The sequence below is a fragment of the Fructilactobacillus sp. YLN 2507 genome, from assembly GCF_059614085.1.
In genome coordinates this window covers 392,323-409,797 of sequence record NZ_CM184303.1, presented here as the reverse complement: position 1 = coordinate 409,797, position 17,475 = coordinate 392,323, and the positions used below count along the sequence as shown (strand labels likewise).

At 34.6% G+C, this 17,475-nt stretch carries 19 protein-coding genes; 2 read left to right on the top strand and 17 right to left on the bottom strand.

Features of this window, described 5'->3' with window-relative positions:
* Positions 1 to 47: 47 nt before the first annotated feature.
* From AC0GLY_RS02135 to AC0GLY_RS02065, 15 genes are all read right to left on the bottom strand, one after another.
* Positions 48 to 719 carry a DivIVA domain-containing protein gene (locus AC0GLY_RS02135; RefSeq protein ID WP_496611898.1) on the bottom strand — a complete coding sequence of 224 codons (672 nt, stop codon included), beginning with the start codon at positions 717 to 719 and terminating at the stop codon, positions 48 to 50.
* Positions 720 to 731: 12 nt separating this feature from the next.
* Positions 732 to 1,523: a YlmH family RNA-binding protein gene (locus tag AC0GLY_RS02130; protein WP_496611897.1), complete on the bottom strand. Its 792-nt coding sequence runs from the start codon at positions 1,521 to 1,523 to the stop codon at positions 732 to 734.
* Positions 1,523 to 1,804, bottom strand: a complete 282-nt coding sequence (locus AC0GLY_RS02125; RefSeq protein ID WP_496611896.1) for a YggT family protein — start codon at positions 1,802 to 1,804, stop codon at positions 1,523 to 1,525. Before AC0GLY_RS02125 ends, AC0GLY_RS02130 begins: the two co-directional genes overlap by 1 nt.
* Positions 1,788 to 2,207, bottom strand: a complete 420-nt coding sequence (locus tag AC0GLY_RS02120) for a cell division protein SepF (RefSeq protein ID WP_496611895.1) — start codon at positions 2,205 to 2,207, stop codon at positions 1,788 to 1,790. Before AC0GLY_RS02120 ends, AC0GLY_RS02125 begins: the two co-directional genes overlap by 17 nt.
* 15 nt (positions 2,208 to 2,222) lie before the next feature.
* Positions 2,223 to 3,425 carry a cell division protein FtsZ gene (gene ftsZ, locus AC0GLY_RS02115; protein WP_496611894.1) on the bottom strand — a complete coding sequence of 401 codons (1,203 nt, stop codon included), beginning with the start codon at positions 3,423 to 3,425 and terminating at the stop codon, positions 2,223 to 2,225.
* A gap of 16 nt (positions 3,426 to 3,441) precedes the next feature.
* Positions 3,442 to 4,803, bottom strand: coding sequence for a cell division protein FtsA (gene ftsA, locus AC0GLY_RS02110; RefSeq protein WP_496611893.1), 1,362 nt, complete (start codon positions 4,801 to 4,803; stop codon positions 3,442 to 3,444).
* A 96-nt stretch (positions 4,804 to 4,899) separates the two neighbouring features.
* Positions 4,900 to 5,715, bottom strand: a complete 816-nt coding sequence (locus tag AC0GLY_RS02105; protein ID WP_496611892.1) for a cell division protein FtsQ/DivIB — start codon at positions 5,713 to 5,715, stop codon at positions 4,900 to 4,902.
* Positions 5,716 to 5,731: 16 nt separating this feature from the next.
* Positions 5,732 to 6,838: an undecaprenyldiphospho-muramoylpentapeptide beta-N-acetylglucosaminyltransferase gene (gene murG / locus AC0GLY_RS02100; RefSeq protein ID WP_496612230.1), complete on the bottom strand. Its 1,107-nt coding sequence runs from the start codon at positions 6,836 to 6,838 to the stop codon at positions 5,732 to 5,734.
* 2 nt (positions 6,839 to 6,840) lie between these two features.
* Positions 6,841 to 8,214, bottom strand: a complete 1,374-nt coding sequence (gene murD, locus AC0GLY_RS02095; protein WP_496611891.1) for a UDP-N-acetylmuramoyl-L-alanine--D-glutamate ligase — start codon at positions 8,212 to 8,214, stop codon at positions 6,841 to 6,843.
* An 18-nt stretch (positions 8,215 to 8,232) separates the two neighbouring features.
* A complete protein-coding gene (gene mraY / locus AC0GLY_RS02090; RefSeq protein ID WP_496611890.1) occupies positions 8,233 to 9,186 on the bottom strand; it encodes a phospho-N-acetylmuramoyl-pentapeptide-transferase in 954 nt (317 codons plus the stop codon).
* 27 nt (positions 9,187 to 9,213) lie between these two features.
* Positions 9,214 to 11,367 carry a penicillin-binding transpeptidase domain-containing protein gene (locus AC0GLY_RS02085; RefSeq protein ID WP_496611889.1) on the bottom strand — a complete coding sequence of 718 codons (2,154 nt, stop codon included), beginning with the start codon at positions 11,365 to 11,367 and terminating at the stop codon, positions 9,214 to 9,216.
* Positions 11,364 to 11,735: a hypothetical protein gene (locus AC0GLY_RS02080; protein WP_496611888.1), complete on the bottom strand. Its 372-nt coding sequence runs from the start codon at positions 11,733 to 11,735 to the stop codon at positions 11,364 to 11,366. Before AC0GLY_RS02080 ends, AC0GLY_RS02085 begins: the two co-directional genes overlap by 4 nt.
* An 11-nt stretch (positions 11,736 to 11,746) precedes the next feature.
* Entirely contained in the window at positions 11,747 to 12,691 is a 945-nt protein-coding gene (rsmH, locus tag AC0GLY_RS02075; RefSeq protein WP_496611887.1) for a 16S rRNA (cytosine(1402)-N(4))-methyltransferase RsmH, read from the bottom strand.
* A 15-nt stretch (positions 12,692 to 12,706) separates the two neighbouring features.
* Complete coding sequence (gene mraZ / locus AC0GLY_RS02070; protein ID WP_496611886.1) at positions 12,707 to 13,132, bottom strand: division/cell wall cluster transcriptional repressor MraZ; 426 nt, start codon at positions 13,130 to 13,132, stop codon at positions 12,707 to 12,709.
* Positions 13,133 to 13,260: 128 nt separating this feature from the next.
* Entirely contained in the window at positions 13,261 to 13,653 is a 393-nt protein-coding gene (locus tag AC0GLY_RS02065; protein ID WP_496611885.1) for a DUF3397 family protein, read from the bottom strand.
* Between the two features lie 78 nt (positions 13,654 to 13,731).
* On the opposite strand from AC0GLY_RS02065, the gene AC0GLY_RS02060 reads away from it, so the two are divergent.
* Entirely contained in the window at positions 13,732 to 13,869 is a 138-nt protein-coding gene (locus AC0GLY_RS02060; RefSeq protein WP_496611884.1) for a DUF4044 domain-containing protein, read from the top strand.
* A gap of 37 nt (positions 13,870 to 13,906) precedes the next feature.
* On the opposite strand, the gene AC0GLY_RS02055 is transcribed toward AC0GLY_RS02060, so the two are convergent.
* Both AC0GLY_RS02055 and trmL read right to left on the bottom strand, forming a co-directional pair.
* A complete protein-coding gene (locus AC0GLY_RS02055) occupies positions 13,907 to 16,204 on the bottom strand; it encodes an FtsK/SpoIIIE family DNA translocase (RefSeq protein WP_496611883.1) in 2,298 nt (765 codons plus the stop codon).
* A 15-nt stretch (positions 16,205 to 16,219) separates the two neighbouring features.
* On the bottom strand, positions 16,220 to 16,744 hold the full coding sequence (gene trmL / locus AC0GLY_RS02050; protein WP_496611882.1) for a tRNA (uridine(34)/cytosine(34)/5-carboxymethylaminomethyluridine(34)-2'-O)-methyltransferase TrmL: 525 nt from the start codon (positions 16,742 to 16,744) through the stop codon (positions 16,220 to 16,222).
* A 130-nt stretch (positions 16,745 to 16,874) separates the two neighbouring features.
* On the opposite strand from trmL, the gene AC0GLY_RS02045 reads away from it, so the two are divergent.
* Entirely contained in the window at positions 16,875 to 17,456 is a 582-nt protein-coding gene (locus AC0GLY_RS02045) for a copper homeostasis protein CutC (protein ID WP_496611881.1), read from the top strand.
* Positions 17,457 to 17,475 lie beyond the last annotated feature (19 nt).

The following is a 17,475-nucleotide window of genomic DNA, read 5'->3' as shown; positions in this document are numbered from 1 at the left end:
CCACCAACTCCCAATTCGCTAAAGTATTAGTTAGTTACTTTCTATCTTTAATATAAAGTTCTTACTTCACCATTAGGAAGAATTAAAACAGTTGGCATTGCATAACTACTTTTTTCAATTCCTTTAGGTAAAGCTTGATTACTTTCAGATTTTACACTTTGATCGGCTAACTTGTCAAGGCTTTCTACCGAGAACTTAATAGCATCTAATTTTTGATAATCAACTCCATCAATTAATTCTGACCAAGCAGAATCTTTAGCAAAGTCTAATTGACTTTCTAACATGCCAATCATCTTTTGTCTAAATGACTTTAATTGCTCACGATAATCCTCAGTTGAAATTGCTAAAGCTGCTGCCTGTTTGGCTCCCTTAGAAACAGCTTCATTTGCTTCTAAGGTCGCATTTTCAATTAATTCATTTGCTTTTGTTTGAGCAACAGCAAGCATCTCTTCAGCATCCCGATTTGCTTGTTTTCGAACACTGTCAGCCGCTTCTTGAGCAACTAAAATTGAAGAGTTCAAAGCATCTTTATGATTATCATAATTAGTTAACTCACTTGAAGCTTCTTTTAATTTTTGAGTAAGACGTTCATTATCATCTTTTAAAATTTGATAGTCTTTAGTTACTTGATCGAGAAAGTCATTAACTTCATCGATATTATAACCCCTCATCTTAGTATTGAATTTTTTCTTATGGATATCCTCAGCTGATAATACCATGGTAAACCCTCCCTATTTGTTTTTTACTACTTGAAATGTAATTTTGTATTTATCTTTTTTGGAAAAACCGTTATTGGCAATCAGTCTAATTCGTCCATATCCACGAACCGAAATTAAATCATGAACTGCAATATCGTAATCTGGCTTATTATATGTAAACCAATTGAGACGCACTTTATCGTGCAGAATCAATTCTTTGGCCACGTTCCGTGAAGTGTGGAAAACGGCTGCAATAATTACATCCATTCTCAACGACGGTAACGTTAAATTAATCATTTTTGAATCATCCACTACGTTTAAAATTTGCTTATTTAAAATTGGAACTAATTTAACCTTTATTTTTCCAATTTTTTCAATGGTATTAACTAAGTAAGTTTCCATTGATTTTTCAACAATTATTTCCCACTTTTCACCATCTGTGATAATGTCGCCAATTACATCACGATTAACGCCGGACCCCATTATAGTTCCTAAAATTTGACTATGTTTAATAGTCGAAAACTTAATCGGGTAATCGATTTGTAGAACTGCTAATTCAAAGTCAGCTGGCTGAGGATTAAAATACTCTGGATAGATTAAACCTCGCTTCATTTCAGCCTCAGGATACCCACCATCAGTTTCTAATGCTAGATTAGGATAACGATTAACTAATGTTTGTAATAAATAAATTTCACGCCCATTAAGAAATTCCGTTAAAATAGGACGATACTCATTATTAGCACGTTCAATCCAATCACTTGCTGATTGCATAAAAGGAATTTCACTTTGACGAAAATGTTGTTGCAGATTTTCATTAATTTTCATTAGACTACCAAATTAGTTAAAAAATTAGTAATCCCAACAACGCCATATTGAATAAACCATAAAGCAATAATTGCTACCATTGGTCCAAGTCCAATCATTCCAATGTGAATGAAATTAAAATAACTCAAATATGGCTGAACTAATCGATTAATTAATTGGCCTAATTTTGAATCACTTGCTCCAGGAAACCAAGATAGCAATGCCCAAATTACAATTAAAAAAATGTAAATATTGATAGCATAATATAACAAGGTTCCAATTAAATTAATTACTGTAATCATTGTTATTCTCCAAATGTTTATTAAAACGTTGTTTTACATCACCATCAATTGAAAAATTCTTAGGAGCACAAAGATAAACATGCTCATCAACTTGCTGAATGTTACCATCAATTGCAAAAACAGTTCCACTAAGAAAATCAACGATACGTCGAATCGTTACCGGAGGGACATTATCCAACTTGATTAAAACCGCGCTTCCATCCATTAATTTATTTGCAATATTTTTAGCATCAGCAAAAATACGGGGTTCCATAATATTAATTTTGCTATCTGGAATGCGATTTTCTGTCATAGAAAGCACTTTTCTAGGATTAAGCTGAACATTTCTATTAACGTCATTATTAGTATTAGTTTCAGAATCTTCTGGCATTCCAAAAAATCTATTTATAATATTTTTAGCCATGCTCACACCTCCCTACTAATTGTTACGGTACTTAAAATTAAATGGGGGGATATCGTCATTTGAGTTGTCATTATTATCATTATCTTCAGCAGTTTTAAATGGCTCAAACTCTTTTTTTTCGACATTGGCAAACCGCCGGTCTAAATTATCACTATCTTCGGAATTGTTTAATGTAGAATTAGCTGGTTTAGTTGGTTCTACTACTTGATTGTTTGTTTTAGTAGCAGAACTAATCCCTGGATTATTAACTATGGGAGCTGAACCATCATCAATTCCTGTAGCAATTACAGAAACCAAAATTTCGTCTCCCATATTTTCATCAATTGAAGTTCCAAAAATAATATTAGTATCATCTGAAGTCGCATCACGAATGATATTAGCAGCATCTTGAGCTTCAAAAATTCCCAGATCAGTTCCACCAGTAATATTTAACAATACTTGTTTGGCACCATCAATTGATACCTCAAGTAATGGCGAATTAATTGCCTTTTTAGTTGCTTCAGCAGCCCGGTTTTCGCCACTTGCTGAACCAACCCCCATTAAAGCAGTTCCTTTATCTTTCATAATCGTAGTTACATCGGCAAAATCGAGGTTCACATACCCAGGACGAGTGATTAAATCAGAAATTCCTTGGACACCTTGACGTAATACATTATCTGCATCATGAAGTGCTCCTAAGAAAGTAGTTTTTTTATCAGCCATTTCGAGTACTTGGTTATTTGAGATAACTACCATCGTATCCACGTTTTGTTTCAAAGCTTCAAGCCCTTCACTGGCATTATGTGAACGAGCTGGTCCTTCAAAAGTAAAGGGACGGGTAACTACGGCAACCGTTAATGCTCCCATTCCTTTAGCAATTTTAGCAATAATTGGAGCGGCACCGTTTCCAGTACCACCACCCATTCCAGCAGTGACAAATACCATATCGGAACCCTTAAGAGCATTTGTAATGTCTTCTTGGCTTTCTTCAGCTGATTTAGCTCCCACTTCAGGATTTGATCCTGCTCCTAAACCTTTAGTTAATTTAGGCCCAAGATTAATTTTAATTTCTGCTTTTGAATCATTTAAGGCTTGCACATCAGTATTTGCGGCAATAAATTCAATTCCTTGTACACCATCTTCAATCATTCGATTAACGGCGTTTCCACCACCACCACCAACACCAATTACCTTGATATTAGCTCCTTTGTTAGCGTTTTGATCAATTGAGTAATCCATTATTTAGTCCTCCGAGTTATTCAAAGAAATTTTTAAAGGCAAATCCCGTCTTTGCTTTTTTTGATTTCTTATCGTCTTTTTTTAATTTCTTTAGCGAGCTAAAGATGCCTTCATGACTTTCTTCTGTCTTTTGGGGCTGTGAAACTTCTTGACGTGCTACTCTTGTTTCTTCAACAGCTTCTGGTTCTTCAGAAGTAGGATCTTCATAGTAAAAATTATCATCAAAAGCTGAACGAATCACTTTTGCAATTTCATCCATTCCACCAGCATATTCAACGAGTGCTAACGAATTTGCAAATGAAGCATGCCGAATTCCCATTTGGTTAGGGGTATAAATTCTGACGTTGATGCCAAATGTATTAGCAGCCAATTCGGCAATGCCTGGTAATGCCGAAACTCCACCAGTCATCACAATTCCACCAGGCATCTCTAATGCATTTACATCAACTAATTTATCACGTAAACGACCAAAAATTTGATCTAACCGTGCTTCAATAATTTGTGCTAATAACTTTTCAGATACCGTCTCTGGCTGGCTTCGACCGACCACATCTACTGAAAAGTTATTTTCTGATGAAGCCTGTTCGACATCAGCAAATCCATATTCTTGCTTAATATTTTCGGCTTCTTTTAGAGATGTTCCTAAGACTGATGAAATATCTCGCGTAATAAATTGGCCTCCTTCATGATCAACATCAATATACTTCAACTCTCGATCATGAATTACAGCTGCAGTGGACTGTCCACCACCCAAATCAATTAAAATTGTACCAAAATCTTGCTCAGCATCACTAAGAATGGTTTGTCCCTCGGCCTCAGCACTTACTACCATCATATCAATACTTAACCCAGCTTTTCCGACTGCTTTTCTTACATTATGTATGATTGTTTTAGGACCAGTAATGATACGACCATCTAATTCAAGATGGGACCCAACCATTCCTCTAGGATCAGGAATCTGATCAAATCCATCAATTTTAAATTCTTCTGAAACTAGGTCAATTAGTTCACGTTCTTGTGGAATACTATTAGCAATTGCTGCTTTGGCAACTGCAGCAATGTCTTGATTATCAATTTCTTTAGAGCTATCAGGAAGATTAATCATTCCAGAACAATGATTAATGGAAATTTTATCCGCCGGTAAGCCTACTATTACACTACTAATTTGTACACCAGACTTAGTTTCAGCCTGTGAAATTGTTTTTTTTATTGATTGTGCAGCTTTGTCAATGTCAACAATAATACCGCGACTAACCCCTGCAGACTCTTCGTTTCCAAAGCCGATTACACTAACTTGCCCATCAACTTGCTGGGCGACTACGGCTTTAATTGAAGTAGTCCCAATATCCAAACCAATGTAAATATCTGAATCATTCATAGTTTTGGAACCTCCTGATTTATCTATGGCAATTTTAATCCATTATATAGCTCAAGTTTACCATAGTACTGTAATTTATTTAAAAAAAGTGTGTCATTACTTAATTGGTGTAGCGTATGCCCCATATTCTAAGTTAACAACACTTGGGCGTTTTAAAGTAGTTTTAATGTTTGGATAATAAGCCATTTTTTTTACCAATTCATTGTTTTTTAAAATAACTTGATTACCATCTTTTAAAAAAAGCTTAACTTTTTGTGCATCATCAACACTTGCTTCATTTTTAATTTCTTTAACATCTGCCTTTAAAAACGCCGGAAGCTTGTCATATTGCTCCAAACACGTTTTAACTTGCTCTCTTTTATAAAATCCCTTTAATATCACAACGTTAGTCGTATCTTTCACTTTGCTTGGTTTATTACTAATCTGACCACGTGCATTTGCAAGATAATATTGATTTCCTTTATTAATATATCCATAAAAATCATAGAATTTAATTTTGACAACTGCTTCGTTATGTTTTTTCCAATTAATGTTTAAACTTTTCACATTAAGGTTATTCTGTTTTACTAAATCATTAATTTTTGCTTCATGACTTTTAATCATGATTAAAGAATCGCCAACACTAACTGGTAAACTGTTTTTTAATTGTTTTTGTTGCTGCGATGGAACAACTATCACTTTTTTTACTTTACTAAAGGGTGAGGCGAAGTATCCTGAAATTAATGCAATTAGTAAAAAGAATAAGCAAAGTGGTAATGCCGTTTTTAATAAACGTTGGTGTCGCTTTTTCTTAATTCTTTTATTCTTTCGACCCACTCGTAAACGACTGTTTTTTTTTGATTTTTTTTCAATATAATGTTGTAAATGTTCATTTTCAATAGGATCATCAGAAAACTGCTGGTCTTCCTTCATAATCTCACCTACTTAACTACTTTTGATGACAAGCAATGGCACGCTTACATAATTGTAGAAGCTGATCAGCTGCATCAGTCACACCCATTTCTTTCGCATTGTCTGCCATTTCTTTTCGACGTTGATCATCATTCATTAATAAGTCAACTTTATTAACTAAAGAATTCCCGTTTAAATCAGCTTCAGTTTCTAAAATTGCTGCCGAGTTTTTAACCAAACTCATAGCGTTTTTTGTTTGATGGTCTGCAGTAACATACGGACTAGGAATTAAAATTGATGGAATTCCTAAAGCAGTAATTTCAGCTAAACTAGTGGCTCCAGCCCTTCCCACAATTAATGATACTTTAGGAAGAACAGCAGGCATATTAGAAATATATGGTAAAACTTTTACATTATCATTAATTTTAACGTCTTTTAAATCTGCCTGAACTTTATCAAATCGTCCCTTTCCCGTTACAAATACGACTTGATATTTTTTTGTATTAAAAGCTGGAACTGCAGCAACCGAAGCACTATTAATTTTTAGCGCACCTTGACTCCCACCAAAAATTAAAACAGTGGGAACATTATTTTTTAACCCAATTTCTGACCAAGAAAAATCACTTTTTACATTAGCAACTTGCTGTGCACGAGGATTTCCTGTAAAGACCACCTTTTTTTCTGGAAACTGTGTTTTAGCTGCATCAAAAGCAATCCCAATTTTATCTACATAACGACTAAGAAATTTATTGGTCCAACCAACGACACTATTTTGCTCATGAATCACAGTTGGAATTCCCATTTTAGCGGCTGCATAAACAACAGCACCTGAAACGTATCCTCCAGTTCCAACTACTACATCAGGCTGAAACTCTTGAATAATTTTTTTTGCTTTATGAACACTTTCTAAAAACAAATAGACGGTTTTAAAATTATATAAACTAAATAATTGACGCTTAAATCCTTGAATTTTTAGAGCATCAAACTTGAGCCCTCTTTCTGGGACAATATTTTTTTCTAAGCCACGTTCAGAGCCAACATATAAAACATCGGCATTTTTATCCTGAGACTTTAAAGCTTCAACTAATGCTAAAGCTGGATAGATATGTCCTCCTGTTCCACCACCAGATACAATCAATTTCATCATTATTCCTCCTTTTCACCAGTTAATTTTTCAACATCCTTAATAAATCGATCACCGCGAGCTTCAAAGCTTGGAAATTGATCCCAACTTGCATTAGCAGGTGAAAGCAAAATAATTTCACCGGGTTTACTAATTTCATAAGCAACTGAAACCGCCTCATCGAAGTTATTAACTACCTTAATTTTAGGTACCCCAGCTGCCTGAGCACTATTCTTCAATAATTGAGCAGTTTCTCCAAAAAGAACAATTCCTGCAAGATGTTTTTTAAAATCAGGTTCTAATTTTTCAAAAGTATACCCTCGGTCCAAGCCACCAGCTAATAAAATAATTGGCTTAGAAAACCCTTCAATTGCCATTTGAGTAGCTTCAATATCAGTTGCTTTTGAGTCATTGTAAAAGTCTCGACCATTTGCCGTAAGCACATATTGATTTCGATGACGAACTCCACCAAAATTTTTAAGAACTTTTACAATTTGCTTAGTAGAAACTCCAGATAATTTAGCAACTGCAATGGCAGCTAAAGCATTTTCCACATTATGTTCTCCAGGAACCTTAATATCATTAGCATCCATAATGTATTCATCACGAAAATATAGTTTACCATCGTTTTGATAAGCCCCATCTTCGTAGTTTCCTTTTGCAGAAAATGGCACAATTTGAGCTCGACTACGTTTGCTTAAATCCCGCCATTCTTTCCGATCAAAGTTCATCACTAAATAATCAGTAGCAGTTTGATTTTTAGTGATTTGCATTTTAGCGTTAACGTAATTTTCCCGTGTCTTATGATAATCAAGATGGTTTTCAAAAATATTAGTTATCACTGCAATATGCGGATGTAAATCAGTAATTCCTAACAACATAAAGCTAGATAATTCCAGCACAATTTTGTCATTAGAAGTTGCCTTTTCTGCTACTTTAGTCGCTGAAATTCCAATATTCCCAGCACGATAGGCACTTCCATTTTTATTTCCAGCTTTAAGCATTTCAGTAATCATGGTAGTTGTTGTTGTTTTTCCGTTACTTCCTGTTACACCAATCAATTCCGCCTCTGAAATTTCACTAGCTAATTCAACCTCAACAATCACTGGAATGTTTTGCTTTTCAGCAGCTTTAACTAAAGGAACATCATAGTTAATTCCTGGGTTTTTAACCATCAAATCAACATCATCAAGCAATGAAAGTGGTGATTCACCTGCCACAACATTTACCCCAGCTTTAACTAACTCATCATAATTGGTGATCTCAGAAACTGGTTTTGCATCTGTTAGTGTTACTTTTGCACCTAAATCAACTAAAAGCTTAGCAGCATTTGTACCACTTAATCCAGCTCCAAAAACCAGCACATTTTTATTTTTATAATTATTAATTGGTTTCATTTAGTTTCTCCTGAGAAATTATACCATTACCCAAACACCAGTAACTGCTGTGAATAATCCAATTAGCCAAAACACAATATCAATTTTCCACTCACTCCAGCCACTCATTTCAAAAGAGTGATGAATAGGAGTCATTTTGAAAATTCTTTTTCCAGTTAAACGATAACAAGAAACTTGAATCATCACACTTAATGTTTCTACAACAAACATTAAACCAATCCAAATTAATGAAAGCTCATGATGTACCATAATTGAAACAGCTGCTAAAGCCGCCCCTAATGCTAAAGATCCCATATCGCCCATAAAGATTTTGGCTGGTTTATGATTAAACAATAAGAAAGCTAACAAAGAACCCATGACAGCTAAACAAAAGGCCATTACTTCATATTGTGCTTGAGCATAAGCTACAACAGCATAGGCACCAAATGCAATTGCTGATAAGCCACTTGCTAATCCATCAAGCCCATCCGTTAAATTCACCGCATTAGAAAAGCCCGTTAACCAAAAAATTACAAATAAAATATAAAAAAGCCCAATGTGTAAATCAGTTCCAAATAAATTAATTGCCATGGGAAAACCATTTGCATAGTATACTAAAGCAAATACCAGCGAACCAAAAATTTGTAATCCAAATTTTTGCCATGCTTTAAAACCATCATTTTGATGATTAAAAACTTTAATACTGTCATCCCACATTCCGATTAATCCAAAGAATAAGAAGACAAATAGTAAAATTAAAAAACTAGCATTTAAATCATGAAATACAAGCCCATCTATAATTCCTGTAATTAAAGTTGCGGCGATAAATGCTAAGCCTCCCATTGTAGGAGTTCCACCCTTACTTTCATGCCACCTAAGCCCTTGCGTCCAAATAACTTGACCTTCTTTATGTGCTCTAAAATATGAAATTAAAAAGGGGGTAATACACAAAGTCAAAATAAATCCCCCAAGTATTGGTAATAGAAGTTCCATGAGTATGAATTCCTTTCGGTTTTTTAATTATTCACTTAAATTAACGTTTAATTTTACATGTTCATCAAACTCGTCGTTCGGTTTGATACTTTGTTCAGTTGCGTGTCCTTTACCATTGAAGTTTACTTCAATATTAGTTAATGCGGCAAAGTCTTCAATCTCATCACGATTCCAACCGGTTAAATCAGGCATCGTCATCCGACCATCAGTTAATAACATCACTCTACGCGATAAATCCTTAGGCGCATCTGCTACGGGGTCTTGTTTAACTACTGAATCGCCTTTTCCAATTACAACGTTCTGAATTCCTTTTGCATCTAATTTATTTTGCGCTTCTGATAACGGATTACCTACTACTTTAGGTACTTTAGCAGTTCTCGCTTTTGTTATTTTATTTTCCAATGCCTTTTTCATTACCACATTGAAGTTATCCCCCATTACTTTAGTAGTTGGAATTGTAATATTTTGGGGTTGCTTCATAGTTACATACATAATGTACCGCGGTCTCTTAGCAGGAACCATTTCAACTACTGAATAAAGATAACTAGAGTTTCCATTTCCATAGTGTCCCATATCATCAGTAACTTGAGCCGTACCAGTTTTAGCAGCTACTTTGTATCCATCCATTTTAAAATCTTGTCCAACTGCATAAGGTTTATAAACAGCATCTTCCATGTGCTTTCTCACAGATTTTGCAGTTGAAGCCTTGATTGGATGCCCAACTACTTTCTTTGAATATGACTTGATTACTTTTTTATTTTTTGCATCCGTAACTTTAGAAATAAATTGTGGTTGGATCATTTCACCATTATTAGCAATGGCTGTAAAACCTTGTAACATTTGCAAAGCTGTAACTTGAATTCCTTGACCAAAAGCTGTATTAGCTTGTTCAATTGGTTCTTTAAATTGAATTTTACCCAAGGCTTGTTGATCAATTTGTGAAGTATTATTTTTTAATAATTGAAAACGGTTAATGTATTTATGCCAAGTTTTTGCACCCATTATTTGTTCAATATGTGCCATTGCTACGTTACTTGACATTGCAAATCCACGATTGAATGAAATAATTCCCCAACCACCTGGATTCCAATCGGGAACAATGGAATCCCCAATTTGAAATTTACCAGATTGATAAGTTGCCTTACCATTGTAACGGCCACTATCAATTGCAGCTGCCAAAGAAAAAACCTTCATCGTTGAGCCAGGCTCATAAAGATCTTGAGTCAATGAATCACGCCAAACATCACCTAATCCTTTTCCAGTCTCTGGATTAAAAGTTGGCCGTTGTGAAGCTGCTACCACTTTTCCAGTCTTGGCATCCATTAGCATAGCTGTCATACTTTTTGGATTTGCTTCTTGTTGAGCTTTATTCATCTGATTTTCTAAGAGCAATTGCAAACTAGAATTAAGTGTAGTATGAACATTATCCCCATCTTTGGCAGGAATTTCTTTACTATCCCCGGATGGAATTTTATATCCATAATTATCTTCCTGAATTGCTTTATAGCCATTTTTACCAGTTAGCAATTTGTTAAAGGATTGCTCAATGCCCATTTGCCCGACTAAACTAGTTTGCTTAGTTTTAGCATTTTGAATTAATGAAGCTAACCCAATAATATGTGATGCAAAAGATCCATTCGGATATAAACGTGCTGGTTTTGCAACGAAATGTAACCCAGTTAAATGATGCGCTTCAATTTTTCGCTTAGTCATTACCCCAATGTTATTCCCAGCATTCCCAAACTCAACTTGAAAAGTATCCTTATTATCAGGATTTAATGCTTTATAAGCCTTATCATAAGAAATTGGTAAGTTCTTAGATAAAACTTTAGCCGTTTTTGCTTTATCTTGAACATATTCGGGTTTCCCCGAAACACTTTTTTGCTTCTTACTAAGCACCGCATAAAGTGAATAACTATTAGTATCTTCAGCTAATGGCTCATTATTATTATCAACAATCGAACCACGATGAGCTTCAATAACCCTACTTCGGTTATATAACAGCTTTGTTCGGTTCTCTAAATTAACTCCATTAGCAGTTTTAAAAATGGCCTTAATCGAAAAAGAGCCGATAATCGCAACAAAAATTACTGAGACAACAACCAAAAAAACTTTTCCAAAGTTTCGTCGATTCTTTTCGGCTTGTTTTCGATTATGCAGCTGATTTTGCTTATTTGTCATCTGGTTACATCCCTCACATTAGAATTAGCAATTGAAAGACTATCCTTTTTAACCACTCGATTGATAGCGTCATTTTCTATTCCATCTAATGCTTGTCGCATACTTTGATTTTCATCATTAAGACGAGTATTTTTTTCTGTGACATTTTGTAAGGAACGTTGAGACACATTGATTGCGTTTTTAGTTGAAACAATTGTAATTAATAAGAAAAAACTAATTACAATTCCGAGCCCAATTAATAGTTTTTCAAAACCTGATAGTGTCAAACTAGTTGATTCACTTGTTGCTGTTGTAACTTGAGATGTAGTGCGTGAAACTGTATATGTATTGCTAGAATTTTCCTTTCTAGCTAGTCCGCCTTGTGCCATGGCTTATCCTCCTATTTAATTCGCTCAATAATTCTTAGCTTTGCACTATGTGAACGACGATTTTCTAATTGTTCATTTTCACTGGGCAAGATTGGTTTTTTTTGGACCATTTTAAAATGCGGTTGCATCTCTTCTGGAATCACGGGAATATTAGGTGGTAAATTTTCAATCGTTGTTTTTTCTTTAAACATCCGTTTAACTAATCGATCTTCTAAAGGCTGAAAAGTAATGACACTAATTCTTCCATTGATTTTTAATAAATTTAAAGCCTGTTCTAATGAATCTTCTAAAGCACCAAGTTCGTCATTTACTGCAATTCGAATAGCTTGAAATACTTTTTTAGCTGGGTTCCCACCGTGACGTCTAGCCGCAGCTGGAATCGCACTTTTAATAATTTCAGCTAATTCGGTGGTAGTATTAATGGGCTTTTCTGCTCTAATTCTTTCAATTTTTCGTGCAACTTGTTTAGAAAATTTTTCTTCTCCATAACGGAAAAAAATTCTCACTAGCTGCTCATAAGGCCACTCATTAACAACTTTCCAAGCATCTAATTCTTGACGTTGATCCATTCGCATATCTAACCGAGCATCCTTTTGATAACTAAACCCTCGTTCAGCATCATCAAATTGTGGTGACGAAACACCCAAATCATAAACAATTCCATCTACTTCCGTCACACCTTGTTGATTTAAGTCTTGAGCTAAATTGCGAAAATTATCATGAATAAAAGTTAATTCATTTTCGGCTATGTATTTTTTTAAATGTTCTTGGTTATAAGTAATCGCATGGTTATCTTGGTCAAATGCATATAAATGGCCTTTGGTTAGCTGCGAAAGCAATAATGAACTATGTCCCCCACCACCAAGCGTACAATCAACGTAGATCCCATTTGGATTAACGTCTAAACCAGCTACTGCCTCATTTAGCATCACAGTAATATGATTAAACTCTTCCAATTATTTCCCTCCTTTTTAAAAATCTAATAGGTTTTCAGCAATTTCATTAAACTCATCTTGTGATTTTTCTGTATAAGCATCCCATTTATCAGCATCCCAAATTTCAAACCGATTTGAAACTCCAGTTAACACACAATTTTTACATAAGCCGGCATATTTAACCAACGAATCTGGCAAATTAACTCTTCCTTGCTTATCTATTTCACATTCCGTCGCCGCAGAAAAAAATAATCGTGCGAAAGTTCGAGCATCTTTTTTATTAAAAGGGAGTTTGTCAATTTCGGCTTGAATTTTAGTCCACTCTTCGCCAGGATATCCAAATAAACAACCATCTAAGCCTCGAGTAATTACAAAAGGCTTACCTAATTGCTCACGAAATTTAGCAGGGATGATGATTCTGCCTTTAGAGTCAATATTATGACGATATTCACCCATAAACATGACAACATCCCCTCTCTTCCCAATATTAAGTTTAGTCTACCACAATCTGCCACTTTGAACCACTTTTCACCAATTTTTTAATACAAAAATAAAAGACTTTGAGAAAAAGTTCTCAAAGTCCTTCTAAACTAGTGCTTTATTAATTTATATGCAAAACAAACTACATAAAAAAATAACCAATATAAATCACTAAATCGCCAAAAAGCAATCAAAAATCTTTTTAAAATTAAGTCCCCCGTTGTAAAAATCAAATATAAAATCCACACAATTCCAATTATCATCCAAAGAAAGATTAAACTCGGTAAATAAGTGTTGCCGTGCTGATTTAAGGTTAAAACTGGAATTGCAATTAGTGCAAAAATTGGGAAAATATCAATTGCCTTAATCCGATTCAAGCATGGCCTGTTAATAACTCTTTTCAACAAAACTAAAATAAATCCACTAATCAATAATCCTAAAACAAGTTTTCCTTGACTAGCAAATAATTCATCTATATTTTGTGGATAATTAATTAAATACATCTACTTTTCCTCTCATTCTCAGTTGATGGTTGCAATGTTTTAAAACGAAAGTTAAAATTAAAGCATTATACAACGAAAGTGGTGTTAATTTTGACAAAATGGCGTGATAAAACAACTTTTCAAAAAATCCTATATATATTCGTATGGGTTATGATTATTATTACTCTGGCAGGAGTAGTACTTGTATCAGCATCTGCTGTCTTTGAAAATATGTAATAAAAGGCTAGAGTGTAAAAACTCCAGCCTTTTTTTGTTACAAATCAGATGATGACTCTTGCTTATAAACTGTTCTTGGGGTACTACCACGTTGTTCACTAACATAACCGCGCTCATACATATCGTCAATGATACGTGCTGCTCGGTTATAACCGATTCTAAATCGGCGTTGTATCATCGAAGTACTAGCTTTGTGTTCGTGAACTACAAAGTCCAAGGCCTCATCAAAAAGTTCATCCTTCTCTTCATCATTTTCTTCTTGCTGTATCTCAGCATCGGTTACAACCATATTATCATCATAATCTGGTTCCCCTTCTGCTTTAACAAAGTCAACGACATTTTCTACATCTTGATCAGAAATGAACGATCCTTGGATTCGGGTCGGTTTATTTTGGTCAATTGGTTCAAATAGCATATCACCACGACCAAGCAACTTTTCTGCTCCATTTGAATCCAAGATAGTTCGTGAATCCGTTCCACTTGAGACGGCGAAAGCAATTCTTGAAGGAACATTAGCTTTAATTAACCCAGTAATAACATCAACTGATGGCCGTTGAGTTGCCAAAATCATATGAACTCCAGCAGCTCGTCCCATCTGTGCTAACCGAATAATTGAAGTTTCAACCTCATTAGAAACCGTCATCATTAAATCGGCTAACTCATCAACGACAACAACAATGTATGGTAATGTTGGAATATCAGTTCCATTTTTTTCATTTTGTTCAAGAACAAAATCATTATAAGTATCAATTTTACGTTGACCAGTTTTCGCAAATAGTTCGTAACGTTTTTCCATTTCTTCAACAACTTTGTTTAGAGAACGAGCGGCTTTTTTTGGCTCAGAAACAACTGGCGAAAGCAAGTGTGGAATGCCGTTATAAACTCCCAATTCTACTTTTTTTGGATCAATCAACATTAACTTAACTTGATCAGGAGTTGCTTTTAATAAAATACTAGTTAAAATTCCATTAATTGCAACTGATTTACCACTACCAGTTGACCCCGCAATTAAAAGATGAGGCATCTTAGTAATATCACAAGAAATTACGTTTCCACTAACGTCTTTTCCTAGTGGCACACTTAAGACCTTTTCCATGCCCTTTTGGCCTTGTGCTTCAAAAGTATCACGGAAAGATACCATTGAAATTTCACGATTAGGAACTTCAACTCCAATCAAAGACTTCCCAGGAATTGGAGCTTCTATTCTAATGTCTTTTGCTGCTAAAGCAAGAGCTAAATCATCACTTAAATTAACAATCTTACTTACCTTAACCCCAATTGCAGGATGTAATTCATATTCAGTAACAGATGGTCCTAGACTAACATTTTTAACCTCAGCATTGACTCCAAAGCTTTTCAATGTTTTTTGCAAAATTTGGGTATTCTTATCAATTGCTTTAATTTCTTGAGTTTGATTAGTCTGAGGTATTTTTGCTAATAAATCAGTTGAGGGTAACTCATAGTCCCCATTAATTGACTTATTAGGTTGAGAGAATCCCTCAAATTTATTTTGTTTTTCACTTGCCATTTTAATTGTTGGTTTTGCTGGTTTTTCTTTAACTGGTGGAGGAGTTTGTTTAATCTGGCTTTGTTTTTCCACCGGAGTAGGAGAAACTGGTTCTTTTTCCAGTTCCCCCCCTTTAGTAGTTGGAACTGGTTTATTTTGCATCGCCACTTGTTTTTGTAACTTATGCCGTTGATACTTTGCTTGAATGGCTGAAATCCATCTTTTCATTTGCTTAACCAAAACTTCACTCCATTTACCAATCGGAATCTTAAAGAAAACAACCAAACCAGTAATCATTAATAGTCCTGATAAAACAATTGCTCCTGGAAATGAAATCAAAATATCAGCTAACTGTAGTAAACTAGCTCCAATCATTCCACCACCGACGTTAGTAATAACCGTTCCGTTTGCTAAGTCATTCATGATAGTGTGCCAGGTAATTTCAATGAACTGGTATTTTTGTCCTAAAGTATTAAACATTATTGCTGAAGCAAAAAGTAAATAACCTAACAATCCAATTAATGAGCCCCAAATAAATCGATCTTTTACCTTAGGTAACGGACGTTCAACAAACAAAAAACCTCCCATTATGGCTAGTAACAACCAAATTAAGCGATACGCATTCCCAAATGGAATTCGAATTAAATTGGCAAAAAAGTTCCCAATTACGCCAAAGTTAAAAAAGGCCAATGCACCAATTAACACCACCAAAAGTCCAAGTAAATTATGCTTATTTTTTGCTAAAAATTCAATTGTTCGATGAAAAAAACCTGCTTTAGTTTTTTTTCTAGCACTTGGTTTTCTTTTTGTTTTTCTTCTGGTTGCCAAAAAAAGTACCTCACTTTATTTCTTAAATTCAGATAATTTATCATGTTCATAGTTGTGAACCTTATTAAGACCCGCAAAACCTTGTTGTCTTAATGCTTCATAAATTACGATAGCAGCACTATTGGACAAATTAAGTGCCCGAATATGGTCATCATCTTGGGGAATTCTAATGGCTTGCTCCGCATACTTTTGTTCGAATTTTTCCGGTAGACCGGTTGTTTCTTTACCAAATAAGAAATAACGATCTTCATCAAGATTAGAATAGTCATGATCAGTATAATTATACTTACCAAATTTTGAAACTAGAAACAAATTTTGTTGATCTTTTACCGTTTCTAAAAACTCGGGTAAACTTTCATGATAATTAATTTCAACTTTATCCCAATAATCCAGACCAGCTCGTTTTAAATGCTTATCATCAATAGTAAATCCTAACGGCTTAATTAAATCTAATACAGTATCTGTTCCAGCACAGGTTCTAGCAATATTCCCCGTATTAGCGGGCATGAGTGGTTCAAATAAAACGATATGATTTGTCATTTTGCTTCTCCAATTCTTTCGATTCGCTAATCTTTAACACTTTATTATAACATGTCACATAAATTTTTGATTTTCGATTTATGAATTATATGATTAAAATCAGTATAATAGAATTATTGGAGGAATTTAAATGACATATATTGAACCACTAGTAAACTGTTTTCAAGATGTACCAACCGCTACCAACCAAACAACCGTGCGTATAGCTTTAGCAAATAATGAAATGACACCTAGCAGAGGCTTAATTGCAGCATCGGTCGCCTATACTCATGAACACGATGTTAGCTTAGATGTCTTCGTTAATGCAAATAAAACCACTAACGTCTTTAATGATTCTGAAATTAAATTAATGGAAGACGATTTATTTCAGTGCCAAGCACTTGGGGTTGACGGCGTAGTAATTGGAGCTACAACTAACGCTCATCAAATTGATGAGGAAGCAATGGAATCTTTAATTGGAGCTTCTGATGGCATGGAAATGTTCTTTTCTCCAGCATTTGATCAGATTAATCAAACTGACTGGAAGAAAAATATCACTTGGCTAGTTAATCATGATTTTTCTGGAATTGTAACTAATCATAAGCTCTCAGAATTAAATCAAGAACTTTTAAAAACGAATTCTCTTCGTTTAATTCCGTTAACCAAGGGAAAAGCCGAATTAACCAAAATTGAAGAAGAACTTCATCCATTTATCTGTATCAACCAAAAGTAAAAAAATGAGTAATTAGATT

Coding starts and splice junctions, on each gene's coding strand:
- ftsA (WP_496611893.1), bottom strand. CDS start 4,803: ATGAATGATTCAGATATTTACATTGGTTTGGATATTGGGACTACTTCA.
- AC0GLY_RS02085 (WP_496611889.1), bottom strand. CDS start 11,367: ATGACAAATAAGCAAAATCAGCTGCATAATCGAAAACAAGCCGAAAAG.
- AC0GLY_RS02135 (WP_496611898.1), bottom strand. CDS start 719: ATGGTATTATCAGCTGAGGATATCCATAAGAAAAAATTCAATACTAAG.
- AC0GLY_RS02130 (WP_496611897.1), bottom strand. CDS start 1,523: ATGAAAATTAATGAAAATCTGCAACAACATTTTCGTCAAAGTGAAATT.
- AC0GLY_RS02045 (WP_496611881.1), top strand. CDS start 16,875: ATGACATATATTGAACCACTAGTAAACTGTTTTCAAGATGTACCAACC.
- mraY (WP_496611890.1), bottom strand. CDS start 9,186: ATGGAACTTCTATTACCAATACTTGGGGGATTTATTTTGACTTTGTGT.
- murG (WP_496612230.1), bottom strand. CDS start 6,838: ATGAAATTGATTGTATCTGGTGGTGGAACAGGAGGACATATCTATCCA.
- ftsZ (WP_496611894.1), bottom strand. CDS start 3,425: ATGGATTACTCAATTGATCAAAACGCTAACAAAGGAGCTAATATCAAG.
- trmL (WP_496611882.1), bottom strand. CDS start 16,744: ATGACAAATCATATCGTTTTATTTGAACCACTCATGCCCGCTAATACG.
- murD (WP_496611891.1), bottom strand. CDS start 8,214: ATGAAACCAATTAATAATTATAAAAATAAAAATGTGCTGGTTTTTGGA.
- AC0GLY_RS02065 (WP_496611885.1), bottom strand. CDS start 13,653: ATGTATTTAATTAATTATCCACAAAATATAGATGAATTATTTGCTAGT.
- AC0GLY_RS02120 (WP_496611895.1), bottom strand. CDS start 2,207: ATGGCTAAAAATATTATAAATAGATTTTTTGGAATGCCAGAAGATTCT.
- AC0GLY_RS02125 (WP_496611896.1), bottom strand. CDS start 1,804: ATGATTACAGTAATTAATTTAATTGGAACCTTGTTATATTATGCTATC.
- mraZ (WP_496611886.1), bottom strand. CDS start 13,132: ATGTTTATGGGTGAATATCGTCATAATATTGACTCTAAAGGCAGAATC.
- AC0GLY_RS02080 (WP_496611888.1), bottom strand. CDS start 11,735: ATGGCACAAGGCGGACTAGCTAGAAAGGAAAATTCTAGCAATACATAT.
- AC0GLY_RS02105 (WP_496611892.1), bottom strand. CDS start 5,715: ATGAAGGAAGACCAGCAGTTTTCTGATGATCCTATTGAAAATGAACAT.